This is a genomic window from Dickeya zeae NCPPB 2538 (assembly GCF_000406165.1).
Classification (GTDB): domain Bacteria; phylum Pseudomonadota; class Gammaproteobacteria; order Enterobacterales; family Enterobacteriaceae; genus Dickeya; species Dickeya zeae.
Window position 1 is genome coordinate 3258032 of sequence record NZ_CM001977.1, and the last position, 26143, is coordinate 3284174.

Sequence of the window (26143 nt, forward strand, 5' to 3'; positions counted from 1 at the left end):
GAGCTTCCATCAATTGGCGGGCGGGCAAACCTGACATCAGGCCATGGTTGCCCTACCGGATTGAATGTGACTTATCGTTCCAGCAATTGTTCTTCGAGTTGTTCGACCTGCTGCCGGAGTCGATCAAAAAAGCGTAGTTTACGCACGGTATCCGCTGCATCCGACCAGGATTCTGCATCCAGCTCGCCCACCATTTGCTCGCTACGCTGGCGGATCATCCCTTGCAGACGCTGTGCAAATGTTGCCAGCGCACTTTCCGCATCCGGTCGGCGTTCAATCTCATCGAGCTCTTCACGCAACTCCATCTGCTCCATCAGGAATGCAGTATCATGGAGCGTATGCTGTTCGCTGCTCAAATCGAAGCCGTGCAAAGATAGCATATACTCGGCGCGCTTCAGTGGATGCTTTAGCGCCTGATAGGCATTATTGATGGTGGCCGCCTGTTGTAACGCCATCATACGGTCGCGTTCCGGGCTGGCGGCAAAGCGGTCAGGATGAAACTGGCGCTGCAGTTCCTGAAACCGGGAAGCAAGCAGGCTGCCATCCACCTTATAGCGAATCGGCAGCCCGAATAAAGCAAAGTAATCCATAGTGTGCTCTGAGTTCGCAGACAATTCATGCACGCCCGCCGTGCTCTGTGCCGAAGCACACCACACGGCGGGAGCCAGTCAACAGACCGGCCAGCGGTCAGACATTAAAGCTTTCGCCGCAACCGCATTCGCTGGAAACGTTAGGGTTATTGAACTTGAAACCTTCGTTCAGCCCTTCCTTGACGAAATCCAACTCGGTGCCGTCAAGGTAGACCAGGCTTTTACCGTCAATAATGACCTTCACGCCCTTGTCTTCAAACACCACATCATCGGTGTTCAGTTCGTCAACAAATTCCAGCACATACGCCATACCGGAGCAACCGGAAGTTCTCACCCCCAGACGCAAACCGATACCTTTGCCACGGTTAGCCATAAAAGCATTAACACGTTGTGCAGCACTGTCGCTCAGGGAAATCGACATAGCAAACCTCTAATTCATCTGCCTGTTATTTGTCGCTACGTTTGCTCTTGTAATCGGCGATGGCGGCTTTGATAGCGTCTTCAGCCAGAATAGAGCAGTGAATTTTCACCGGCGGCAATTCCAGTTCTTCGGCGATTTGGGTGTTCTTGATCGATTCGGCTTCCGTCAGACTTTTGCCTTTCACCCACTCGGTGACCAGCGAGCTGGAGGCGATGGCGGAACCACAACCGTAGGTTTTAAAGCGGGCATCTTCGATAATCCCCTGCTCGTTGACCTTGATTTGCAGTTTCATCACGTCACCACAGGCCGGTGCGCCTACCATACCGCTGCCGATGCTCGGATCAGAAGAATCGAACGAGCCGACATTGCGCGGATTTTCATAGTGATCAATTACTTTTTCGCTGTAAGCCATAATATACGTCCTGATTCCTGCGAATTAATGGTGCGCCCATTCGATGCTGCTGATATCCACGCCTTGCTTGAACATGTCCCACAACGGAGACAGGTCACGCAGACGGCCGATGGATTTACGAACCAGATCGATGGTGTAGTCAATTTCTTCTTCGGTCGTGAAGCGACCCAGAGAGAAGCGGATGGAACTGTGCGCCAGTTCATCGTTCATCCCCAGTGCACGCAGCACATAAGAAGGCTCCAGGCTGGCAGAGGTACAAGCCGAACCGGAAGACACCGCCAGATCCTTCAGCGCCATGATCAGCGACTCACCTTCCACATAGTTGAAGCTGACGTTCAGGATATTCGGAGCGCCCTGCGTCAAATCGCCGTTCAGGTACACTTCTTCGATATCGTTGATGCCGTTCCACAGGCGATCGCGCAGAGTACGCAGGCGAATAGCCTCTTCAGCCATTTCTTCTTTCGCGATGCGATAGGCTTCACCCAGGCCGACAATCTGATGGACTGGCAGGGTACCGGAACGCATGCCACGCTCATGGCCGCCGCCATGCATCTGCGCTTCGATACGCACACGCGGTTTACGACGCACATACAGCGCGCCAATCCCTTTAGGGCCGTAAATCTTGTGACCGGAGAAAGACATCAGGTCAACTTTCAGCTGGCTGAGATCAATCGGCAGTTTGCCTACGCTTTGGGTCGCGTCAACATGGAAAATGATGCCGCGGCTGCGACACATTTCGCCGATGGTCGCGATGTCCTGCACCACGCCGATTTCGTTATTCACATGCATGATCGACACAACAATGGTGTCATCACGCATAGCCGCTTCCAGCTCTTTCAAATCAATGATGCCGTTGCGTTGCGGTGCCAGGTAAGTCACTTCAAACCCTTCGCGTTCAAGCTGACGGCAGGTATCCAGCACGGCTTTATGTTCGGTCTTGCTGGTGATGATGTGCTTGCCTTTTTTCTGGTAGAAATTCGCCGCACCTTTGATAGCCAGATTGTCGGATTCGGTAGCGCCAGAAGTGAAAACGATCTCGCGCGGGTCCGCACCAACCAGTTCAGCCACCTGATTACGGGCGATATCTACCGCCTCTTCCGCCTGCCAACCAAAACGGTGAGAGCGTGAGGCCGGGTTGCCGAACGTACCGTCCAGCGTCAGAAACTGCATCATTTTTTCGGCTACACGCGGATCGACCGGCGTAGTAGCGGAATAATCCAGATAAATCGGTAACTTCATTGCTCTTAAACTCCGTACATCACTTCAAAACGTTCAAGGCGTTTCGTTCTTTTTTCTTTCAGGCACGCAAGTTGACGTTGATAGTTTCTTGTATGCGTCCGTTAGCGGTACGACGCACGTCAGCATCCTGACGATCCGCGACGTCCAGAATTTCTTTGTTATTGACCAATTCATCCAGGGTGATGTTATTGAGAAACTCGCTGATGCGGTCACTCAAATCACGCCACAGCGTGTGGGTCAGACAGCGATCGCCGCCCTGACACCCTTCTTTCCCCTGGCAGCGGGTGGCATCCACAGATTCATCCACCGCCGAGATGACCGAGCCGACAGCGATTTCGGCGGAGTCTTTCCCCAACAGATAACCACCACCTGGACCACGCACGCTGGCGACCAGCCCATGCTTACGCAGGCGAGAGAACAGCTGTTCCAGATAAGAAAGCGAAATACCCTGACGCTCGGAGATATCCGCCAGCGGAACCGGGCCTTCCTTTGAATGCAGCGCCACATCAAGCATGGCGGTAACGGCGTAGCGGCCTTTAGATGTCAGTCTCATGTTAGTGGTATCCGTAAGATAAACATGTATTATTAAGACAAGTATTACGAGTCAAGTATACATAGCACAGTCATAAGTCTGACATTCCCGAGTGTTTCAGTCAACTATTTAACCAAGTAAATAACTCAACTATTACCCCGGCACAGCACGTATTCCCAATAACCGCTCTCAAACCGCTCTTATTCAATGATTATTCTGCGACGGATCCGATGGCGTCGTTTTAGTGATGGCACTCAGAATGCCGCGCAGAATGTTGAGCTCCTGCGTTTCAGGACGAGCACGGGTAAACAACCGGCGCAACTTGTTCATCACCTGTCCCTGATGCGACTGACGGATGAAACCGGTATGCAGCAAGGTATCTTCCAGGTGCTGATAAAAACGCTCCAGATCATCCACCAGCGGATAGGGGCTCTCTTCGTGTGCCACTTCGCCCTGTTGCTGGTGGTCCAGCCAGGCGACGCGCACCTCATAAGACAGGATCTGTACAGCCATCGCCAGGTTGAGCGAGCTGTATTCAGGATTAGCGGGGATCGCCACATGATAGTGGCATTTCTGCAGTTCCTCATTCGTCAGCCCTACGCGTTCGCGACCGAACACGATAGCCACCGGTGCGTGCTGCGCTTCCTGAATACTGCGCACACCGCATTCGCGTGGCTCCAGCATCGGCCAGGGTAACGTGCGGGAACGGGCGCTGGTACCCACTACCAGACCGCATCCTTCAAGCGCCTGATCGAGAGTATCAACAATAGTAGCGTTGCCAATGACATCACTGGCGCCAGCAGACAAGGAGATTGCCTGCGAATCGGGTTTGACCAGCGGATTAACCAGCCAAAGATTAGTCAGGCCCATGGTTTTCATCGCCCTGGCCGTTGACCCCATATTGCCGGTATGCGACGTCTCCACCAGCACAATGCGTATATTCTGTAACATGCGGACTCTGTCATACGAAACGGAAAACTGGCGTATGTTAACACAAACTTCTCTGTTTTCTCTTTCTCCTGCTATCTGCTATACTTCGCGCCGCTTTCTGTTCTTTAACATTCTTGTGGACGATACCATGCATCCGATGCTTAACATCGCCGTGCGCGCAGCGCGCAAAGGCGGCAACTTGATCGCAAAAAACTATGAAACACCTGACGCCGTTGAGGCCAGCCAGAAAGGCAGTAACGATTTTGTCACTAACGTTGATCGCGATGCAGAGCGCCTGATTATCGAGGTAATCCGTAAAGCCTACCCGCAGCACACCATCATTAGTGAAGAGTGCGGTGAAATGGTGGGTGAAGATCAGGACGTGCAATGGGTTATCGATCCCCTGGATGGCACGACCAATTTCATCAAACGTCTCCCCCATTTTGCTGTTTCCATCGCCGTTCGCGTCAAAGGCCGCACCGAAGTCGCGGTTGTCTACGATCCAATGCGTAATGAACTGTTTACCGCCACCCGTGGTCAGGGCACGCAGTTAAACGGTTATCGCCTGCGCGGCAGCAACGCCCGCGATCTGGACGGCACTATTCTTGCTACCGGATTCCCGTTCAAACACAAACAGCACAGCGCCAGCTATCTGCGTGTACTGGAAGCCCTGTTCAGCCAGTGCGCCGACTTCCGCCGTACCGGTTCCGCCGCGCTTGATCTGGCCTATGTGGCAGCAGGTCGCGTAGATGGCTTCTTTGAGATCGGCCTGAAACCCTGGGATTTCGCTGGCGGCGAACTGCTGGTACGTGAAGCTGGCGGCATCGTGACCGACTTCGTTGGCGGCCATAACTACCTCGCTTCCGGTAACATCGTTGCGGGTAACCCGCGAGTTGTGAAATCTTTGCTGTCCACCATCCGCGACCAGTTAAGCGACGCACTTAAGCGCTAACCCTTCCCGTGGGCATGTCATCAGCCATGCCCACGCTATGATTTTTCTCTGTTATTTTTCTTTACAACTCAGCCCTATTGAGTGAGAGTTTAACCTTATATGATAATAATTATTAAACTCATTCATTTCCTATTCACTCGATTCAGAATTGACCTATCACACAGCGGTTAATGACAGGATAAGTTATGTTAAAGAAATCATGGCGTTCTCTTCTTTTGGCTACCACACTGACCACATCTTTCGCCAGCTTAGCCACCCAGTATCCCCTCACCGTGACCGATATCGATGGACAGCACGTCACCATCAACCAGGAACCGCAGCGCATTGTCTTGCAGGACGGCCGCGACATCATGTCGATGGCGTTGTTAGATCGCGATAATCCATTCCACCGACTGGTTGCCTGGAACAATCTGCCTAAGAAACAAGACACCGCTACCTGGGATCTGTTGAAGGGAAAATGGCCACAGTCTGAAGGCATCCTCGACATGGGGTTCAGCGACAAAGGCGATGTGGAGCTGGAAAGCATTCTGGCTAAAAAACCAGACTTGATGATCGCCCAACTGCGCGCCAAACCAGCGCTGGTGGAAAATGGCGTCATCAGCAAACTGAACGCGCTGCACATTCCGCTGGTGTTTGTGGACTATGAAATCAACCCGGCTCAAAACACCGCTCCCAGCGTTGACTTACTTGGCAAGGTGTTAAACCGTGAAGAAAACGCCAAAGCCTATACTGATTTTTATCGTCAGCACTTTAACGATATTCAGAAAGTGACAGCCGGTATCACCCCCAAACCCACCGTCTTTATCGAACCTATCGCTGGCAACTCTGACGCGTGCTGCTTTACTCACGGCCACAATGGCTGGGGTGGCTTGCTGGAAGCCATTGGCGCGAAGAATATCGGCTCTGGTTTGCTGCCGGGAGCATCGGGTTTTGTCTCACTGGAAAAAGTGATCAGCGAAAAACCGGATACCTACATCATGACCGGTTCCAAACGTGGTAACGGTACCAGCAAAATTCTGCCATTTGGCTATGGTGCCAGCGACAGCGATATCCAGGAAAAAGCCAAAGCACTGCTGAGCCGTACCGGTATTGACCAGGTTCCTGCGATTAAAGCAGGTCAGGTCTATGGGGTTTACCACCACTTCTATAACCATCCGTACAACATCGTTGGTATGGAATATCTGGCCAAAGCGGTGTACCCGAAGCAGTTCAGCAATCTGAACCCGGACGAGACCTATCACTACATCGTTCGCCATTTCACTACCTTACCTGACGACAATTTTGTGTTTGCCCGTAAACTGGCTAATTAACCCATGAGTGTAACCACCGAATCCTCCATCAGCCGTGTCAGCACGGCTGAAAACAGCGCGATAGTTCATTACAACGCCGTCATCCGCCATCGACTGGTGATCATGGCGGTGATGGCGGTCGCGATTGTGGCCTCCCTGCTGCTGGACTTTATGCTCGGCCCTTCCGGCCTGCCGCTGGATGTGCTGTGGCAGACACTGACCGACCCGGCTAACGCCGATGCCGGTAGCCGGGTCATCGTCTGGGACATCCGTCTGCCCTACGCCTTAATGGCGGTGGTGGTCGGTTTGGCGCTGGGGCTGGCCGGTGCAGAAATGCAAACCATTTTGAATAACCCGCTAGCCAGCCCATTCACGTTGGGTGTTTCGTCGGCGGCGGCATTTGGCGCGGCGCTGGCAATCGTACTGGGGATTGGTATTCCCGGCGTTCCAGCGCAATGGTTCATTTCGGCTAACGCCTTCCTGTTCGCGCTACTGGCGGCTCTGTTGTTGGATGGTATTACCCGCTGGACGAAGGTGGCGACCTCTGGCGTGGTGTTATTCGGTATAGCACTGGTGTTTACGTTTAATGCGCTGGTCTCCGTTTTGCAGTTCGTCGCCAACGAAGATACGCTGCAAGGACTGGTGTTTTGGACGATGGGTAGTCTGGCCCGCTCCTCCTGGGAGAAACTCGGTATTCTGCTGGCTGTTCTGGCTGTGGTGATGCCGCTGTCCATGATGAGCTCATGGAAGTTGACCGCACTGCGCTTAGGTGAAGATCGCGCCATCAGCTTTGGTATCAACGTACGCCGTTTGCGTCTGACGACGTTGCTGCGCATCAGTTTACTGTCGGCTCTATCGGTCGCGTTCGTCGGGCCGATTGGTTTTATCGGCCTGGTCGCCCCGCACATCGCCCGTATGATTTTCGGCGAAGACCACCGCTTTTATCTACCGGCCAGTGCCCTGACGGGTGCGTTGGTGTTGTCGCTAGCGTCAGTCGCGTCCAAAAACCTGCTGCCCGGCGTCATTATTCCGGTTGGGATTGTCACCTCGCTGGTAGGGGTTCCTTTCTTCCTGAGTATTATTCTGCGTAACCGGGGGAACGTATGAGTCACAATGGGTTGTCGATTTCGCGTTTTTCTGCCGGTTACACCAAACGAAACATCATTAACGACCTGTCGGTGCCACTCCTGCCACGCGGTAAGATCACGGTATTGCTCGGGCCAAATGGTAGCGGTAAATCGACACTGCTGCGCGCGTTGGCCGGTTTAGGGCAGGCACAAGGCGACCTGTTACTGGATGACGTCAACCTGATGCAGTTACCTTTCGCCAAACGGGCGGAAAAAGTGGTGTATCTGCCGCAATCATTGCCCGCAGGCGTACATCTCCATGTACTGGAATCGATTATCGTCGCTCAGCGTGCATCCGGTGGACTGCATCACAGCAGTAACGAAGATGAAGTGCTGGCGCTGCTCAGGCAACTGGGTATTTCGCATCTGGCAATGAGCTATCTGGATCAACTCTCTGGTGGTCAGAAACAGCTGGTCGGGCTGGCACAATCGCTGATCCGCCAGCCTTCACTGCTATTGCTTGATGAACCACTCAGTGCATTGGATCTCAATTACCAGTATCACGTCATGGACCTGGTCCGCCAGGAAACCCGTAAGCGTAATATTGTGACGGTAGTAGTCGTGCACGACATTAATATTGCGCTGCGTCACGGCGACCATGTGTTGATGCTCAAAGACGGCAAACTGATCGCAGACGGCGAACCCGCTAACGTGATCAGTGAAGACAGTCTGGCTCAGGTGTATGGCGTGCGTGGCCGCATTGAACGCTGCTCGCGCGGTATTCCACAAGTGATGATCGACGGGCTGGTCACTGAACCACGGCTGTAGCATTCCCGCTACGAACCCGCTACCCCGTCTAATAAGCACTGAAAAAAGCCCCGAACAGTTACTGGTTCGGGGCTTTTTTATTGAGCGGTCAGCCGCCCGATGAAGGCAGCAGTCGTCTGTCAGGACTTCGCCGGTAGCGTCACCCAATAACCTGGCTGATACGGCAGCGGCAGGAATTTCTCATGGAAGGTGCGGAAAGTCGCATCGGGATCGATATCTTTAAATAAATCCGGATGCAGCCACTTCGCTATCACCTGAATCGCGACAAACTGATACGGGCTGTCATAAAACTGATGCCAGATGGCATGCGCCTTACCGTTGGTGGCAACTGGCAGGGTTTTAAACGCAGGGCGCTCCATCAGTTTCTGCAAACGCTGCAACGCCTGCGACTTGTCAGCTCCGGGGCCAACACCGACCCAACCGTTGGCGGTATTGTAGTTTTTCCAGTTAGCACCGGTGACGATCACCACATCCGGGCGCGCGCTGATGATCTGCTCTGGGTTTAGCGTACCGAATGTACCTGGGATAATACCTTTAGCGATATTCACGCCACCGGCGGCTTCCACCATTTTCCCGAAGTTCTCATTGCCGAATGACATGCAGCACTCTTCGTCATAACCGCCTGCGCGATCGATCATAACTTTCGGACGTGGCCCCTGATACTGTTTGAGGCGTTCGGTCACGACATCAATCTGCTGGCGACGGAACTGGATAATGGCCTCAGCACGCTCTGGTTTACCCAGCAGTTGCCCCATGATGCGAATACTTTTCTCTGCGTTTTCAAACGGCTTTTCCCGAAAGTCGATAAAGACCACCGGGATGCCCAACCCGCCGAGTTTTTCAATCAACTTAGCCTCATCGGTCGCCGCTTTCGCTTCCAGATTCATCAGCACCAGATCCGGCTTCAGATTCACGGCTTGTTCTACGTTGAACGTACCGTCTTTGGCACCGCCGAAGGTCGGTAACTGTTTAATCTGTGGATACTTCTTCTCATAAGCCAGATAACCATCGTAGTCTGCTTTCGGCAAGTCATCCCGCCAGCCGACCACACGCTGGAACGGGGCCTCGGTATCAAAAGCCGCCAGCAGATAAATCTGCCGCCCCTCCCCCAAAATCACCCGTTTGACTTCAGATTTGATCTCAACGGTTCTGCCGCTGACATCTTCAATCATTATCGGTGCCGCCCTGACGGCCGACGCCAACCCCAATACCATGCCAACAGCACACAACCACTTTTTCATTCTGCTATTCCCTGATCACCCAATTAATAATAAGACTGATTATCATTCAATGAGATAATAAAGTTGCCTCGGTTTGGGAGCAATATTTTTCACAGGAAAAGAACAGGATAAGTAACTATGTGGACAGAAAATGAACAGAGGATACAGACAGGCAGACGACATAGAGCGATGTTAACGCCCCCTTCTGCTTTACAAAATAGCAGTGCGTCTAACGCACAGAATGTTAGGAAACTGAGCGTTAGAGAACTGCTATTTGGAAAACTGTGGGACAGATGGCGATGCGAAGGGAGATAACGGTACTTACCCCATCAATGGCCGAATGCCGCCCATAACATCGGGTTGGCTGGTGAGATAAAGCACAATACCGGCAAAGGTCAGCATCATGCCACCGGCTAGCGATAAGGCCGACCAGAGAAAGGGTTGCCAGCGGGAAGGTGTCCCATCACGGCTTAAACGCTCCAGTTGACGACGGCAGAACAATACCGCCACGCCTAAGAGCGAAACTGTCAGCGCCGTTCCCAACGCCATGGTCAACGCAGAGATCACACCCCAGACAAACACATCCAGCACTTTGGCGAATAACAGCACCAGGATCGCACCGGAACACGGGCGCATTCCCATCGCCAGCACAACCATCAGACGGGTTCGCCAGCCGTCACTGTGGTTTAACGCGTCTGCCGACGGCACATGTTGATGACCACACCCGCACTGTGCGTCATGTTGATGGCGTATGGCTGGTGGTGCCAGCCGACTACCCGGCACGGGTGAACCAAGCGGCGTTAACGCGTGAATGCGTGGTTTAGGTCGGGGGAATAATACCGCCAGCAGGCGCCGCAGCGCACGCAGACACAGCCATCCCCCAAGCCCTGTCACTAGCACAAAGCTGAGTTTTTCCATCCAGAAACTGCTGATATGCAAAGTCCGGCTGGAAAGCTGCAACACCGCCAGTACGACGGTCACCAAAATAATCGCCACCAGCCCCTGTAACAACGCGGCCGTCAGGGTCAATTGCAGGCTGCTTTTCAGTCGGGACGGGTGCGTCGCCAGATAAGTGGCGATCACCACTTTGCCATGACCGGGACCAATAGCATGCAGCACACCGTATACCAGGCTAAACATCACCAGCGTCCAGCCAGCCTGTTGAGGTCTGGCATGCACCTGCTCCATCAAATCCGACATTTGTTGATGCAAAGACCGCTGCCACTCAACACTTTGCAGCAAGAGCGATGGCCACCAGACCCACGCCTGCCATACAGCAACCCCCAGTAGTAGCACAAACAACGCCAGCGGCCACCAGTGCAAATAATTAGGGGAAACTCGCGAGCGATTTACTGACATTGCAACGTCACCTGTTGAGCAAACTGTTTTCCCAAATCCATGTCCTGAGAGGGTTTCGCGTTTTTATCCAGCGACAACGCATAAGACTGCAGCGAGGCATCGGGTTTAGGTGTCATCAGCGTAGTTTTACAGCGTGCGGCCAGCGCCGCGCTAATCTGAATCGCTTTATCGTCTTTATACGACATATCCACGAAGTAGGAAGGATCGTAGGTGGAAATCAGTAACGGTGCCCCTGCCAGCGGTTGCGGGTGAGCCAATGGCAACACGAACTCCAGCACCGCCTTATTGCCCGCTCGGGAGAGATGATATTCCGTTGGCAGCGACAGGTATTTCACAGGCTTTCCGTTTCGATAAACATCGGTGAAGTAATGCTGCCCCAGCACATTCGCCATCACGCCTGCCGCCAGTTTTTTCCACACGTCGGAATCTTTCGCCGCGTTACCGGCATCATAGAGCAAATCAGCGGAAGTAATAGGATCCATCGTCCAGTTCATACGCAATCCGGTTATCAGGTCGTCTTTCCCCTCCACCGTCGTTTTCATGTCGATAAAACTGTGTGGATGGGCCAATGCCGGGCCGGATAACGCTAGCAGTGTCAATAACAGGCAGCTTACCCAACGGAATGAAAAGCCTAAATTGTTATAATGTAACATTGTTTATCCTGTCCGTTTCACCTGACACTGATGCCTATTCACTTAGCGAGAGCGAGTACTCACCTGAGGACGGAACATGAACACAGGCAACACCAGCACTGCCATTATCCAAAAGGTCCCACCTTGCAAATGCTCAAACAGGAACCCTGACACCACCGTCATCACCGCAACCGCGCCCCCTGTACCCAGCGCGGAGTACGCTGCCTGCAAGCGCAGTACGTCAGCATCGTGACGGGAAGAGATAAACCGCATCGCCGCCAGATGGCAAACTGTAAAGGTGCCGCAATGCAAAATCTGCATCACAATTAACCACGGCAGCGATACCGTCGCCCCCATCAGGCTCCAGCGTACCACGCTGCACAATGCAGACAATATCAGCAGCCCGGACGCACTCCAATGCCCAAACAGGCGTTTACTCAGTGCAAAAACCACGATTTCCGCGACCACGCCCAACGACCACAGATAGCCGATAACCGCCGCCGAATACCCTGCCTGCTGCCAGTAAATCACACTAAAGCCGTAGTAAGCGGCATGCGCGCCCTGCAACAAAGACACACACAATAAGAAACGCCAGACCGCAGACTCACGCAGCAAAACACGCCATGGCGTAGCGGCAGTGTGTGTCTGGTGACGTTTTACCGAAGCGGGCATCACATGCGGTCGTAACATCATCCCCAGCAGCATTGAGAGCAATCCCACCGCCAGGGTGACTAAAATCGCCTGATGTCCCCAGACGGCGACCAGTTGCCCGGTTACGGCAGAGCCTATCACAAACGCGATGGAGCCCCAGACGCGTACCCGGCCGTAATCCAGTGGAATCTGTTTTTGCCAGGTCGCCGCCAGCGCATCCGTCAGTGGAATCAAGGGTGCAAAAAATAGGTTAAACCCTGCCATGACCATCAGGAGCCAGAGCCAGGCGCTGCCCAACCAGAACCCGATGAATGTCAGCACCGACAGCAATGCCAACAATCTCAATACGCTAATCAACCGGGCAGGATCTTTCACCAGCGGTGTAATAAACAGACTGCCAATAAATCGGGCCACCAGCCCAGCGCCCAGCAGGATACCGATCGACTCAGCGGATAGCCCTTCGCCGTTGAGCCAGCCGCCCCAAAAAGGCAAAAAAATGCCATAGCTGAAGAAATAGGTGAAATAGCTGAGTGCCAGCCAATATGTGGATTGTAAAACCATGTTGTCTCCCCTCTACGGTCGGTTACTCTGTCAGAGAGCCGGAACAGACGCAACGGGAAGCAGAAAAACAAACGCCAGCCCTAAGGCTGGCGTTGGCAATCTACCCGACAAAGCCGGGCAGATCAGGCAGGATTATCAGGCGTAAACCGGGAAACGGCCGCAGATATCCAGCACTTTCTGTTTGACGCGCTCAATAACCGCTTCGTCATTGATATTGTCCAGCACATCGCAAATCCAGCCAGCCAGTTCACGGACTTCCGCTTCTTTGAAGCCGCGACGGGTTGCTGCCGGTGTACCGATACGGATACCAGAGGTCACGAACGGGCTCTTCGGATCGTTCGGCACGCTGTTTTTGTTGACGGTGATATTGGCACGACCCAGCGCAGCATCCGCCTCTTTACCGGTCAGATTCTTGCTGACCAGATCCAGCAGGAACAGGTGGTTGTCGGTACCGCCAGACACCACGTTGAAGCCGCGAGACAGGAACACTTCCACCATCGCTTTGGCATTTTTCGCAACCTGCTGCTGGTAGGTCTTGAACTCTGGCTCCATCGCTTCTTTCAGCGCTACCGCTTTACCCGCGATAACATGCATCAGCGGGCCGCCCTGTCCGCCCGGGAACACGGCGGAGTTCAGTTTCTTGTACAGGTCTTCGTCGCCGCCTTTCGCCAGGATCAGGCCACCACGCGGGCCCGCCAGGGTTTTGTGCGTCGTAGTCGTCACGATGTGCGCATGCGGAACCGGGTTCGGGTAAACACCCGCCGCAACCAGGCCCGCGACGTGCGCCATATCGACGAACAGATAAGCGCCGATGCTGTCAGCGATTTCGCGCATTTTCGCCCAGTCCACGATACCGGAGTAGGCGGAGAAACCACCCACGATCATCTTCGGCTTGTGTGTGCGAGCCAGTTCAGCCATTTCGTCGTAGTTGATCTTGCCGCTGTCATCAATGCCGTAAGGCACGACGTTATACAGCTTACCGGACAGGTTAACCGGAGAGCCGTGAGTCAGGTGGCCACCGTGCGCCAGGTTCATACCCAGAATGGTATCGCCCGGTTGCAGTAATGCGGTGTAGACAGCAAAGTTAGCCTGAGAACCTGAGTGCGGCTGAACGTTGGCATAATCAGCGCCGAACAGTTCTTTCGCGCGATCGATCGCCAGTTGCTCAACCACGTCGACGTATTCGCAACCGCCGTAGTAGCGTTTGCCCGGATACCCTTCGGCGTATTTGTTAGTCAGCTGAGACCCCTGGGCCTGCATGACGCGTGGACTGGTATAGTTTTCTGACGCAATCAGTTCAATGTGCTCTTCCTGACGCACCACTTCTTGCTGCATTGCTTGCCATAGCTCGGCATCGTAATCGGCAATGTTCATTTCACGCTTTAACATCCGCATCTCCTGACTCAGCTAACGTGCTTCTTTATTAAAATCACCCCAGGGGGCCGTGGGTGCATAGTGTAAACCGTTTTGGACTGGGGATGATAGAGCTTGACAGAGGTTTTTACGCAAACGATTAGCTACAGGCTACACAAGGCTTCCCATCCTGCCGGGATTTATCGTTCTGGCTGATTTTTTCTCATCCGCCACCTGCATTTTTTTCATACACACCATCTTCACCCTTCCCTTTTGCCTATCGCACCGCCAGGTATTTACAGACGGAGCCCTTTCCAATAACATGCATTTTAAATACAACTTAAAAGACAACAATGAAGGGGTTCACCATGCTGGATCAACAAACCATCGCTACCATTAAATCCACGATACCGTTACTGGCTGCAACTGGCCCTGCGTTAACTGCGCACTTTTACCAACGGATGTTTCAGCATAATCCGGAACTGAAAGATATCTTCAATATGAGCAATCAGCGTAACGGCAATCAGCGTGAGGCGTTATTCAATGCGATTTGCGCCTATGCGACGCATATTGAAAACCTGCCTGCGTTGCTGCCTGCTGTCGAGCGAATCGCCCAGAAACATGCCAGCTTTACTATCCGCCCGGAGCAATATCAGATAGTAGGTACTCACCTGCTGGTTACGCTTGACGAAATGCTGAAGCCGGGTCAGGCGGTATTGGATGCCTGGGGCAAAGCCTACAACGTACTGGCAAACGTCTTTATCCAGCGGGAAAGCGCTATTTATCAGCACAGTGCTGAGCAACATGGCGGGTGGTCCGGCACACGGCCGTTTCGTATCGTATCAAAACAGCCTCAGAGCAGCCTGATTACCAGCTTCACGCTGGAACCGGCGGATGGCGGCCCTATCGCTGCGTACCGTCCGGGCCAGTATCTGGCAGTCTATATCCGTGATAAACGCTTTGAGTATCAGGAAATTCGTCAGTACTCACTAACTACTGAGCCCAACGGACGCTACTACCGTATCGCGGTCAAACGCGAAGCTATGGGCAGTGTATCGGGTTACCTGCATGAGATAGCCCGTGAAGGTGACATCATTGAACTGGCAGCACCGCACGGCGATTTCTTTCTGGATGTCGCGCCATCAACACCGGTGGCGCTGATTTCTGCAGGTGTCGGCCAGACGCCGATGCTCAGCATGTTGCACAGTCTAAAACAGCAACAACATCAGGGTGACATCTTCTGGCTACATGCGGCGGAAAACCCAGAAGTGCACGCCTTTGCGGATGAAGTCGCCAGCCTTGGCACGGCGTTACCACAGTTGCAATCCTATATCTGGTATCGGGAAACCCCACCACAAGCGACATCACGCCCTTCTGTTTTTCACGGCTTAATGGCGTTGCAGGACCTTTCCACATCACTGCCGGTGGCAGACCTGCAGTGCTATCTGTGCGGTCCGATTGCTTTTATGCAGTTTGCCGCCCGGCAATTGTTGGAAGCTGGAATTACCGAATTACACATTCATTACGAATGTTTTGGTCCACACAAAGTGATATAGCTCACACCGACGGTATTTTTTATATCAACAATGTCAGCGGGCCGACCATTCGGCCTGTTTTATTTTCTAAAATAAAATACTGGAACCCTGTTTCCAAATAAACTCATCGCTGCTTTTTAAGGCCATTTTCATTCCCCTTCGCACTACACAGAAAAATAAAAATGCGTAATAAAAATAACGTAAGTTATCATTTTCACACCTTATTCCCGAAAAAAAGAAAGCCCTGATTATCTATTCTAATCGGAGATAAAAAACACAATGTTACATTTAAAACATCGTTTCATTATTTGTTTCAATTGAAAAGTAAATAAATAGATCGTATTCATTGTCAGCCCTTCAGAGACATCAGAAAAAACTATTCATTATTGTTAAGGCAAGAAAGTTAATAAATAGTGAAATTCATGACGTGATGTCCTGGCGGGCAATAAATAAAAAATGCCTTTCGATATATATGGAAGTTTTTAATACTCAAACAAACGTCAACTAAGGAAAATATGATGAACACATCATCAGGACGTTCTTTTACCCGCTCTTCAACCTATCTGCTGGCCACCCTGATAGCTGGCGTGATGACCTCTGGCGTGTCCGCCGCTGAGCTGATTAACAATAAAGCGTTGGAATCTGCCCCTTCTGTCGGCTGGGCATCACAAAACGGCACGACTACTGGCGGGGCGGCCGCAAGCAGCAACAATATCTACATCGTCACGAATATCAGCGAATTCACTAGTGCATTGAGTGCTGGCACAGTTGCAAAGATTATTCAGATAAAAGGGACGATTGATATCAGCGGCGGTACACCTTACAAAGACTTTGCCGATCAAAAAGCCCGCAGCCAGATTATGATTCCCGCTAATACCACCGTTATCGGTATCGGTAGCGACGCAAAATTCCTCAACGGTTCGCTGATTATTGACGGCACTGACGGTACCAACAACGTGATCATCCGTAACGTCTATATTCAGACGCCGATTGATGTTGAGCCGCACTATGAAGCAGGTGATGGCTGGAATGCCGAGTGGGACGGCATGAATATCACCAATGGTGCGCACCATGTGTGGATTGATCACGTCACGATCACTGACGGCAGCTTCACTGATGACATGTACACCACCAAAGATGGCGAAACCTATGTGCAGCATGACGGCGCATTGGATATCAAACGTGGCTCCGACTACGTGACCATCTCCAACAGCCTTATCGATCAGCACGACAAAACCATGCTGATTGGTCATAGCGACACTAACTCCGCTCAGGACAAAGGTAAGCTACACGTCACCCTGTTCAATAACGTGTTCAACCGCGTCACCGAGCGCGCTCCTCGCGTACGTTACGGCAGCATTCACAGTTTCAATAACGTTTTCAAAGGTGACGTAAAAGATCCGGTTTATCGCTACTTGTACAGCTTTGGTATCGGTACCAGCGGCAGCGTGTTATCGGAAGGCAATAGCTTCACTATCGCAAATCTGAGTGCCAGCAAAGCCTGTAAGATTGTGAAGAAATTCAACGGCTCCATTTTTTCGGATAACGGTTCCACACTAAACGGCAGCGCCGTTGATCTATCGGGTTGTGGTTTCAGCGCCTATACCAGTGCCATTCCTTACGTTTATACCGTTCAACCAATGACTGCCGCACTGGCACAATCCATTACGGATAAAGCCGGCTCAGGCAAACTGTAATTTCTCTTTTCGTGTTTTCAACGGCTGCATCAGCAGCCGTTTTTACACCACTTTTGCTTTTCATCGCTTATCCTGTCCTTCCACGCCGGTTAGACCAGCGTTGTATCCCCCACTCACCAATACGCAATTTATTTAATCATACCCACGCTAAACAGCGAAAATAACCCAATCAACTCATTGATATTATTGTAAACATAAAAACCGCGCACGTAACACAAGGTTACAAATTCAGTCAATAGATTATTTTTTGTTAATAAAAGCGATTGCCATCATCGTGAAACAGTTCACAAAACAGGCACTGAAAACACACGAATAGTCGCCAAACCAAAAGATGAAATGCTATTCCGTTTTCTGAGACACCGTTAATCCATAGACACATTAGGAACATTCACTGAGTGAACAAGGAATAAGGAAAATCGTGATGAACAACTTATCTATGCCTTCTGTTTCAAGACAGAAAATAGCCGGACGTTCTGCCCTCCGCACCACGAAAAACGCGTTAGCCGCCGTCATCGCCACTACGCTGATGGTATCCACTGCCTCTGCCGCCAGCCTGCAAACCACCAAAGCGACGGAAACCGCGTCTACCGGCTGGGCAACACAAAGCGGCGGTACAACCGGCGGCGCTAAAGCGTCATCGTCTAAGATCTATGCCGTGAAAAGTATCAGCGAATTTAAAGCGGCGTTAAATGGAAGCGATTCGTCACCCAAGATTATTCAGGTAACCGGCGCGATTGATATCAGCGGTGGCAAAGCCTACACCAGCTTTGATGACCAAAAGGCCCGCATCCAGATCAGTATTCCGTCCAATACCACCATTATCGGTATCGGCAACCAAGGTAAATTCACCAATGGTTCGCTGGTTATCAAAGGGGTGAGCAACGTCATCCTGCGTAACCTGTATATTGAAACGCCGGTGGACGTTGCGCCGCATTATGAAACCGGCGATGGCTGGAACGCCGAGTGGGATGCCGCCGTGATCGATAACTCGGATCACGTCTGGGTTGACCATGTCACCATCAGCGATGGCAGCTTTACCGATGACAAATACACCACCAAAAATGGCGAAAAATATGTCCAGCATGACGGCGCACTGGATATCAAGAAAGGCTCTGACTACGTTACCGTTTCCAACAGTCGCTTCGAACTGCATGACAAAACCATTCTGATCGGGCATAGCGACAACAACGGCTCACAAGATGCCGGCAAACTGCGCGTCACCTTCCACAACAACCTGTTTGACCGCGTCGGTGAGCGAACGCCTCGGGTACGTTTCGGTAGCGTGCATGCTTACAACAACGTCTACATCGGCGACGTTAACCACAAAGCCTATCGTTATCAGTACAGCTTCGGTATCGGCACCAGCGGCAGCCTACTGTCTGAATCCAACGCCTTTACCATTGATAACCTCAAAAAGATCAGTGGTCGCGATAAAGAATGTAGCGTGGTCAAAGCGTTTAACGGCAAGATCTTCTCCGATAAAGGCTCAATCATCAACGGTGCTTCGTACAATCTAAACGGCTGCGGTTTTGGTTTCAGCGCTTATACCGCGAAAATCCCTTACAAATACTCTGCCCAGACCATCACGACCAGCCTGGCAAACAGCATCAGCAGCAACGCGGGTTACGGCAAACTGTAATTCTCCGCTCAATCATCGAGGCCACCATCGCCAGGGGCCTCGATGATTTTCCTTCTTCCCTGAGCTACTTCCATCACAGTGCCTCAACAGGAATATCGACTCTCCTCACTACGATGCTTTTCAGTTCTGCAACAAGGGCATTTTTCGCAAGCCTGTCCGTTTTTCACCATAAGCACCGGGGAGTTAATCTGACATAAGCCCCTCATATCAATAAAATTATATTTAATAAAAATCGAATCAATTGTTAATCACACTACTTACAACAGACAAAAACACCAAAGTATATTGCTGAATTTAATAGAAAATTTAATTCAACATCTATTAGTAAAAGTTACCGGTCTCGATCACACTTTAGACAAAATTAATAACTCTCATAAAAAAAACGAGATTTTGATCTCAAAACATACAATCAAAAATGCTTAAAAATCCGCCTTGCCGAAGGACAAAATGGCATTTCATTTTTTCACAAACGGTTTTTTGATTTTCAATAATGCACTTTGGATTAGCGCCTACAGCGCAAGGAAACGGTCTATGAATAACTCTCGTGTGTCTTCTGCAGGAAAAAAAAGTTTACTGGCTGCGATTGTCACAGCCGCACTGATGGCTACCTCTGCTTATGCGGCAGTAGAAACTGATGCTGCAACAACTGGCTGGGCAACGCAAAACGGCGGCACTACTGGTGGCGCGAAGGCATCAAAAGCAGTTGAAGTAAAAAACATTAGCGACTTTAAAAAAGCCCTGAATGGAACTGACTCATCACCCAAAATCATCAAAATAACCGGACCGATTGATATCAGTGGTGGCAAAGCGTATACCAGCTTTGACGACCAAAAGGCCCGCAGCCAGATCAGCATTCCGTCCAATACCACCATTATTGGTGTTGGTAGCAATGGTAAATTCACCAACGGTTCGCTGGTTATCAAGGGCGTGAGCAACGTTATCCTGCGTAACCTGTATATCGAAACCCCGGTGGATGTCGCGCCGCATTATGAAACCGGTGATGGCTGGAACGCCGAGTGGGATGCTGCCGTTATCGACAACTCGACCAACGTTTGGGTTGACCATGTCACCATCAGCGATGGTAGCTTCACTGACGATAAATACACCACCAAAGATGGTGAAAAATACGTTCAACACGACGGCTCACTGGATATCAAGAAAGGCTCTGACTACGTCACTATTTCTTACAGCCGCTTCGAACTGCACGACAAAACTATCCTGATCGGCCACAGCGACAGCAATGGCTCACAGGATTCCGGCAAACTGCGCGTCACCTTCCACAACAACGTGTTTGACCGCGTAACCGAACGTACTCCGCGCGTACGTTTCGGTAGCATCCACGCTTACAACAACGTGTATCTGGGCGACGTGAAGCACAGCGTCTATCCGTACCTGTACAGCTTCGGCCTGGGCACCAGCGGCAGCATCCTGTCTGAGTCCAACTCCTTCACGCTCTCCAACCTGAAGAGCATTGATGGTAAGAACCCAGAATGTAGCATCGTGAAGCAATTCAACAGCAAGGTGTTCTCCGACAACGGCTCACTGGTTAACGGCTCGACCACCACTAAACTGGATACTTGTGGTCTGACGGCGTACAAACCGACTCTGCCGTACAAATATTCGGCTCAGACTATGACCAGCAGCCTGGCTACCAGCATCAACAACAACGCAGGCTACGGCAAACTGTAATTTCCCCTGCCAACAACAGCGGCCACTCCATCGAGTGGCCGCTTATTACATCAACAATAGAAAGAAGGGGCAATCACCATGCTAACAACTACATTGAAACAGACCCTTTTCCTAGGCTCCCTGCTTTGTCTGCCAATTTCTTTTGCACAGGCTGAAAGCAGCGCTCCCGTTTCCGCTTCCCAGCAGACACTCAACGTCACTACGCTAGCACCTAATACTCAGATTAGCGGCCAGGTGGCCTATCGTGACATACGCTTTCCAGCCACCTTGCTTATCAAAGACCAGCGTGGCACAGAGCGCAGCCTGAAAACCGATATCCAGGGGCGGTTTTATGCCGATGTCTCTTCAATGGTCACACCACTGCGTCTGTCCGTCATTGAAGCCGGTGGACAGAATTGCCTGTTGAGTAATCAGCTTCGCGCCGTTTGTATGGGTGCACTGGTACCGCAATTGCGTGACGGCCATGAAAATCGCACCAATATCAATCCGCTGACCGATCGTATTTTATCTGAGGTCGCTGTATCAGCCGGTTATATCGGCCCACAGCAACTGATCGATGCTGCCGATATACCCTCTTTATCGACAACGGCTTGGGAAGCTGCCTACAGCGAATTTCATGCCGGTTTTGATGATGCGTTGAAACAGGCGGGTATTGCCGACCCTTCCCAGTTCGATCCGTTAACGTATTCTGATACGATGACGCCAGCCTTTACCCAGATCCTTCAGGTTATCAACCATATGCGTGGTTATAACAATAACAACGGCCAGGCCAGTCACACCGTGCTAACCGACATCAAGTTTCGCCCGATTGCCGGACTGAATGCCTCTGGTAACTACGAACCCTTGGATCTAACCAGTGCTAACCAACAGCGTAAAGCACTGGAACAGGCTCGAACCCGTATTTTCATCGTGAGCGACTCGACGGCAGCAACCTACGAGAAAGCGCGTTTTCCCCGTATGGGATGGGGCCAAGTCTTTGAACAACAATTCCGCCCTGGCGGTGATGTTACCGTCGTCAACGGTGCCCGCGCGGGACGCAGTTCGCGCGATTTTTATTACGAAGGGTGGTTCCGTCAGATGGAGCCATTTATGCGGCAAGGTGATTACCTGTTTATCGCTATGGGAATTAACGACCAAAACTGCGATAGCCAGAAAGCCCTTCGCGGAGTCGCTGATGTCACCAACCTTTGCACTTACCCCAATAGCGCAGATGGCAAACCGCAATATCCGCAAGGCAAACCGGATATGTCTTTACAGATTTCTCTGGAGCGCTACATCCGTTACGCACAAGCACATCATATGATACCGGTGCTGTTGACCCCGACGGCCCGTGTTAGACGAGCTGACGGAAAAACTGGAACACCCGCTGTTCACAGCCACCTGACAAAACAGAACAAAGTGGGCGGTTATGCCTTTGTTGGCGATTACACCCAGACTATTCGCGACACGGCTAATAAGAATAACGTGCCGTTACTGGATGTAGAAACCGCGACGCTGGCGCTGGCCAATCAGGGCGACGGGCAGCAGTGGCAGCAATACTGGCTGGCCGTCGATCCGAATCTCTACCCCTATTACCGTGATCAGCCCGGCAGCCTGACTCAACCTGATAACACCCATTTCCAGCAGAAAGGGGCACAGGCAGTCGCTGCAATAGTCGCAGACCAGATCAAAGCAACCCCTTCGCTACGGGAATTGGCCGGTAAGCTGCAGGCAACGGATCGCTAATGCGGAGAAATTACGTTTTAGGCAAAGCAACGTTTTATTGGATGTTGTCTGTTCATAAAACATCTGGACTTCTGTCACCTACCACTAAAGGAATATGTGTATGTTAAAAACGCTCTCTGGAACTCTTGCGCTGTCGTTGATGGTCGCCCTCAGTGTTCATCAGGCTCAGGCAGCCACAACTTATAATGCTGTGGTGTCAAAAACCGCCAGCGACGGCAAAACGTTTAAAACCATTGCCGATGCTATCGCCAGCGCACCGGCCGGTAGCTCGTCGTTTGTCATTCTGATCAAAAATGGCGTCTATAATGAGCGCCTGACCATTACCCGTAATAATCTGCATCTGAAAGGGGAAAGTCGTAGCGGCACCGTTATCGCCGCCGCAATAGCGGCAGGAACGCTGAAGTCAGACGGCAGCAAATGGGGAACAGCAGGCAGCAGCACGGTAACCATCAGCGCCAAGGATTTCAGCGCCCAGTCGCTGACCATCCGCAATGATTTTGACTTCCCGGCCAACCAGGCCAAAAGTGACAGTGACAGTACTAAAATCAAAGATACTCAGGCCGTTGCGCTTTATGTTACCAAAAGCGGCGACCGCGCTTACTTCAACGATGTGAGCCTGGTCGGCTATCAGGACACGCTGTATGTGTCCGGTGGGCGCAGCTTCTTCTCCGACTGTCGAATCAGCGGTACCGTTGACTTTATCTTTGGCGACGGCACGGCTCTGTTCAATAACTGCGATCTGGTTTCACGCTACCGTGCCGATGTGAAAAGCGGTGTGTCTGGCTACCTGACCGCGCCCAGCACCAACATCAACCAGAAGTATGGTCTGGTAATCACCAACAGCCGCGTGATTAAAGAAAGCGACTCAGTTCCGGCACAGAGCTATGGACTGGGGCGCCCCTGGCATCCAACCACGACGTTCTCTGATGGACGTTACGCGGACCCGAATGCCATTGGCCAGACAGTATTCCTGAACACCAGCATGGATAACCATATTTACGGCTGGGACAAGATGTCTGGCAAAGACAAAGACGGCAATACCATCTGGTTCTATCCGGAAGATTCCCGTTTCTTCGAGTACAAATCTTATGGTGCCGGTGCTGCAAAAAGCTCAGCGCGTCGACAGTTGACCGACTCGCAGGCAGCGGAATACACCCAAAGCAAAGTACTGGGTGACTGGACGCCAACACTCCCCTGACAGGTTACCCTGTTGCGGATAACAAACAGCCAGCCGATAACGGCTGGCTGTTTACTTTCGGAACATCGAAAGTAACCGGTCAGATAGCGGTTTCATCCTCTTCACCGGTACGGATACGGATCACACGAGCCACATCAAATACAAAGATCTTGCCATCGCCGATCTTACCGGTCTGTGCAGTAGTCATGATCGTTTCCACACAGGTATCCACAATATCGTCAGACACCACGATCTCAATTTTTACTTTCGGCAGAAAATCCACCATGTATTCCGCACCACGGTACAGCTCGGTATGGCCTTTCTGGCGCCCGAATCCTTTTACTTCTGTTACGGTCATCCCGGTGATACCGACTTCAGCTAACGCCTCGCGTACATCATCCAGTTTGAACGGTTTAATAATTGCATCAATTTTTTTCATGGTGAAATCCTAATCATCACTATGTAGCGGCAAGAGCCAGCACGGCGAAATAATGATCGGCCATGCAATTCACAATAACTTAACACTATTCTTTAAAATCGTTGGCGTCCAGTTCGTGCCGTGCCAACAATTTGTAAAATTCGGTACGGTTACGCCCGGCCATACGTGCGGCCTGCGTGACGTTGCCTTTCGCAATTTGCAGCAATTTTCGCAGATAATTGAGCTCAAATTGGTTACGTGCTTCAGCAAACGTAGGTAATGCCGTATTTTCCCCTTCCAGCGCCTGCTCTACCAGTGCATCACCAATGACCGGCGCACTGGTCAGCGCGACGCATTGCTCAATGACATTGACCAGTTGCCGCACATTGCCGGGCCAACTGGCCGCCATCAAACGTTTCATGGCATCGGTCGAAAAGCTGCGCACAAAAGGCTTATGCCGGGTCGCGGCTTCACGCAGCAAATGGTTCGCCAACAATGGAATATCTTCTGCGCGTTCATTCAATGCAGGAAGCTTGAGATTCACCACATTGAGGCGGTAGTAAAGATCCTCACGGAACTCGCCTTTTTCCATCGCCTTGGGCAAATCCCGATGCGTAGCGGAGATGATCCGTACATTGATATCCTGATCCCGGTTACTCCCAAGCGGCCTGACCTTGCGCTCTTGCAACACACGTAGCAGCTTCACCTGCAATGCCAGCGGCATATCACCGATTTCATCCAGAAACAGCGTCCCGCCTTCCGCCGCCTGAAATAACCCTTCGCGCTGGCTGACTGCACCGGTAAAAGCGCCTCTGGCATGGCCGAACAGCTCTGACTCCAGCAACGGCTCCGGCAATGCGCCACAGTTGATGGCGATAAATGGCCGTCCCGCACGCGGGCTGGCGGCATGAATCGCCTGTGCCAGAACTTCTTTCCCCGTACCACTCTGGCCGTTAATCAGCACGCTGACATCCGATTGCGCCACCATTTTGGCCTGTTCGAGCAGACGTTGCATGATTGGGCTGCGAGTCACCACCGCGGCGCGCCAGCTTTCATCGCTGGTCGGCGGTGAAAGTTTGAGTGCATCATCAATCGCTTTATACAGCGCATCACGATCGACCGGTTTCGTCAGAAAGCTGAACACCCCTTGCTGTGTTGCCGCCACCGCTTCAGGAATAGACCCGTGAGCAGTTAAAATGATCACTGGCATGCCCGGCTGATTCTTCTGAATTTCAGCAAACAACGCCAATCCATCCATTTCATCCATGCGCAAGTCGCTGATCACCAGATCAATTTTTTCCCGCAACAGCAATCGTAGCGCTTCCTGACCACTGGTTGCCGTAATCACGGTAAATCCTTCGCTGGTCAGGCGCATCCCCAGTAATTTCAGCAGACTGGGGTCATCGTCTACCAACAGCAGGGTGGCGGATTTTCTGGTGGTCATTCGCTTTTCATTCCTTTTTTCGCCACAGCCGGCGGTGCTTCACTCTCAGCGCTTTTCCCCCGACGGCTTTCACCATCAGGCAAATCCCCCTGTGTCGGTTTACGCGATGACAGTTGGCGTTCAATATCGGTCAAATTCTCCAGCTTACGCGTCGTGGTTTCCAGTTGTGACTGTAACTGCGTCTGCTGCTCGTGCATCGCTTCCAGCTGTTTATCGCTGTTTTCCAGCGTACGCTGAAAACGCTGACGTTCATCCGCCAGGGTCAATATCAGATTCTGTTTATCCAGCCAGACCTGAAACAACGGCAATAACGTCAGTGGCACATTCAACCGCTGACGATTCAGTTGTTCAATAATCTGTTGACGTTCTTGCGGGGTGGTTTCGGCATTGTCCAGCAAGATGGCCTGACGGAATAACCCACTCCAGTCATTTTCACCGACCAACAGCGTCTGTTGCCGGGCCTGCATCGGTGTCATACGTGAAGCACACTCCATGACGCGCAGCCAGTACAGTGCATTATTCATCGCGTCGGCATTGTGGAGCGGCCATAACTGTTCACATGACATGGTGCGATAATCCGCCACTTGCGCTTTAGGCGGGCTGACGATTTCAGCCTCTCGCCGACCAACAGGTGGGTTATCACTGTCCTGAGCACAACCGGCAAGTAAAAACAGCAAGGGCAAACCGGTCAGCAGTTTTTTCAGCGCGGCAATCACCTCCAGGCCGGGTAACAACACCACCAGGCTTCGTAACGGCAGAAGGCTCAACAACCGTGCAATCATG

24 protein-coding genes are annotated in these 26143 nt (G+C 51.8%); 10 read left to right on the top strand and 14 right to left on the bottom strand.

The genetic code is table 11. From position 1 onward, the window contains the following. Positions 1-71: 71 nt before the first annotated feature. The 6 genes from hscB to trmJ all read right to left on the bottom strand — a co-directional run bounded on the left by hscB (position 72) and on the right by trmJ (position 4145). Positions 72-590: a co-chaperone HscB gene (hscB, locus tag DZE2538_RS14275; protein ID WP_038916638.1), complete on the bottom strand. Its 519-nt coding sequence runs from the start codon at positions 588-590 to the stop codon at positions 72-74. 97 nt (positions 591-687) lie between these two features. Further along, positions 688-1011 (bottom strand): iron-sulfur cluster assembly protein IscA, encoded by a 324-nt coding sequence (gene iscA, locus DZE2538_RS14280; protein ID WP_012885712.1) that lies wholly within the window; start codon positions 1009-1011, stop codon positions 688-690. A gap of 25 nt (positions 1012-1036) precedes the next feature. Beyond that, positions 1037-1423, bottom strand: a complete 387-nt coding sequence (gene iscU / locus DZE2538_RS14285) for a Fe-S cluster assembly scaffold IscU (RefSeq protein ID WP_012885713.1) — start codon at positions 1421-1423, stop codon at positions 1037-1039. Between the two features lie 24 nt (positions 1424-1447). Continuing rightward, positions 1448-2662, bottom strand: coding sequence for a cysteine desulfurase (gene iscS / locus DZE2538_RS14290; protein WP_038916639.1), 1215 nt, complete (start codon positions 2660-2662; stop codon positions 1448-1450). Positions 2663-2720: 58 nt separating this feature from the next. Continuing rightward, on the bottom strand, positions 2721-3215 hold the full coding sequence (iscR, locus tag DZE2538_RS14295; protein ID WP_016941830.1) for a Fe-S cluster assembly transcriptional regulator IscR: 495 nt from the start codon (positions 3213-3215) through the stop codon (positions 2721-2723). A gap of 183 nt (positions 3216-3398) precedes the next feature. Further along, positions 3399-4145 carry a tRNA (cytosine(32)/uridine(32)-2'-O)-methyltransferase TrmJ gene (trmJ, locus tag DZE2538_RS14300; protein WP_023640475.1) on the bottom strand — a complete coding sequence of 249 codons (747 nt, stop codon included), beginning with the start codon at positions 4143-4145 and terminating at the stop codon, positions 3399-3401. A 127-nt stretch (positions 4146-4272) separates the two neighbouring features. On the opposite strand from trmJ, the gene suhB reads away from it, so the two are divergent. The 4 genes from suhB (at position 4273) to DZE2538_RS14320 (ending at position 8260) form a co-directional block, all read left to right on the top strand. Next, positions 4273-5076: an inositol-1-monophosphatase gene (gene suhB, locus DZE2538_RS14305; protein ID WP_023640476.1), complete on the top strand. Its 804-nt coding sequence runs from the start codon at positions 4273-4275 to the stop codon at positions 5074-5076. A gap of 185 nt (positions 5077-5261) precedes the next feature. Next, entirely contained in the window at positions 5262-6386 is a 1125-nt protein-coding gene (locus tag DZE2538_RS14310) for an ABC transporter substrate-binding protein (protein WP_038916640.1), read from the top strand. A gap of 102 nt (positions 6387-6488) precedes the next feature. Next, complete coding sequence (locus DZE2538_RS14315; RefSeq protein ID WP_236617023.1) at positions 6489-7472, top strand: FecCD family ABC transporter permease; 984 nt, start codon at positions 6489-6491, stop codon at positions 7470-7472. After that, entirely contained in the window at positions 7469-8260 is a 792-nt protein-coding gene (locus DZE2538_RS14320) for an ABC transporter ATP-binding protein (RefSeq protein ID WP_019845922.1), read from the top strand. The genes DZE2538_RS14315 and DZE2538_RS14320 overlap by 4 nt, the downstream gene beginning before the upstream one ends. A gap of 119 nt (positions 8261-8379) precedes the next feature. On the opposite strand, the gene DZE2538_RS14325 is transcribed toward DZE2538_RS14320, so the two are convergent. From DZE2538_RS14325 to glyA, 5 genes are all read right to left on the bottom strand, one after another. Then, on the bottom strand, positions 8380-9501 hold the full coding sequence (locus tag DZE2538_RS14325) for an ABC transporter substrate-binding protein (RefSeq protein WP_038914422.1): 1122 nt from the start codon (positions 9499-9501) through the stop codon (positions 8380-8382). Positions 9502-9801: 300 nt separating this feature from the next. Beyond that, positions 9802-10839: a nickel/cobalt transporter gene (locus DZE2538_RS14330; protein ID WP_038916642.1), complete on the bottom strand. Its 1038-nt coding sequence runs from the start codon at positions 10837-10839 to the stop codon at positions 9802-9804. Continuing rightward, on the bottom strand, positions 10830-11492 hold the full coding sequence (locus tag DZE2538_RS14335; protein ID WP_038916643.1) for a DUF1007 family protein: 663 nt from the start codon (positions 11490-11492) through the stop codon (positions 10830-10832). Before DZE2538_RS14335 ends, DZE2538_RS14330 begins: the two co-directional genes overlap by 10 nt. Before the next feature lie 42 nt (positions 11493-11534). Beyond that, positions 11535-12683 carry a 3-phenylpropionate MFS transporter gene (locus DZE2538_RS14340; protein ID WP_023640481.1) on the bottom strand — a complete coding sequence of 383 codons (1149 nt, stop codon included), beginning with the start codon at positions 12681-12683 and terminating at the stop codon, positions 11535-11537. Positions 12684-12818: 135 nt separating this feature from the next. Further along, positions 12819-14072: a serine hydroxymethyltransferase gene (gene glyA, locus DZE2538_RS14345; RefSeq protein WP_012885725.1), complete on the bottom strand. Its 1254-nt coding sequence runs from the start codon at positions 14070-14072 to the stop codon at positions 12819-12821. Between the two features lie 332 nt (positions 14073-14404). Here glyA and hmpA point away from each other — a divergent pair, with 332 nt between their 5' ends. The 6 genes from hmpA (at position 14405) to pemA (ending at position 23519) form a co-directional block, all read left to right on the top strand. Then, complete coding sequence (hmpA, locus tag DZE2538_RS14350; protein ID WP_038916644.1) at positions 14405-15592, top strand: NO-inducible flavohemoprotein; 1188 nt, start codon at positions 14405-14407, stop codon at positions 15590-15592. A 494-nt stretch (positions 15593-16086) separates the two neighbouring features. Then, a complete protein-coding gene (pelA, locus tag DZE2538_RS14355; RefSeq protein ID WP_023640482.1) occupies positions 16087-17268 on the top strand; it encodes a pectate lyase PelA in 1182 nt (393 codons plus the stop codon). Positions 17269-17689: 421 nt separating this feature from the next. Beyond that, on the top strand, positions 17690-18907 hold the full coding sequence (gene pelE2, locus DZE2538_RS14360) for a pectate lyase PelE2 (RefSeq protein WP_038916645.1): 1218 nt from the start codon (positions 17690-17692) through the stop codon (positions 18905-18907). 531 nt (positions 18908-19438) lie between these two features. After that, positions 19439-20596 (top strand): pectate lyase PelE1, encoded by a 1158-nt coding sequence (pelE1, locus tag DZE2538_RS14365; protein WP_038916646.1) that lies wholly within the window; start codon positions 19439-19441, stop codon positions 20594-20596. 78 nt (positions 20597-20674) lie between these two features. Next, complete coding sequence (gene paeY, locus DZE2538_RS14370; protein WP_038916647.1) at positions 20675-22321, top strand: pectin acetylesterase PaeY; 1647 nt, start codon at positions 20675-20677, stop codon at positions 22319-22321. Positions 22322-22421: 100 nt separating this feature from the next. Further along, positions 22422-23519 (top strand): pectinesterase PemA, encoded by a 1098-nt coding sequence (pemA, locus tag DZE2538_RS14375; protein ID WP_019845913.1) that lies wholly within the window; start codon positions 22422-22424, stop codon positions 23517-23519. A gap of 79 nt (positions 23520-23598) precedes the next feature. Here pemA and glnB read toward each other — a convergent pair whose 3' ends face one another. From glnB to qseG, 3 genes are all read right to left on the bottom strand, one after another. Continuing rightward, positions 23599-23937, bottom strand: coding sequence for a nitrogen regulatory protein P-II (gene glnB, locus DZE2538_RS14380; RefSeq protein WP_012885732.1), 339 nt, complete (start codon positions 23935-23937; stop codon positions 23599-23601). A gap of 85 nt (positions 23938-24022) precedes the next feature. Further along, entirely contained in the window at positions 24023-25360 is a 1338-nt protein-coding gene (gene glrR / locus DZE2538_RS14385; RefSeq protein WP_012885733.1) for a two-component system response regulator GlrR, read from the bottom strand. Beyond that, positions 25357-26142, bottom strand: a complete 786-nt coding sequence (gene qseG, locus DZE2538_RS14390; RefSeq protein ID WP_012885734.1) for a two-component system QseEF-associated lipoprotein QseG — start codon at positions 26140-26142, stop codon at positions 25357-25359. Before qseG ends, glrR begins: the two co-directional genes overlap by 4 nt. Between the last annotated feature and the right edge of the window lies 1 nt (position 26143).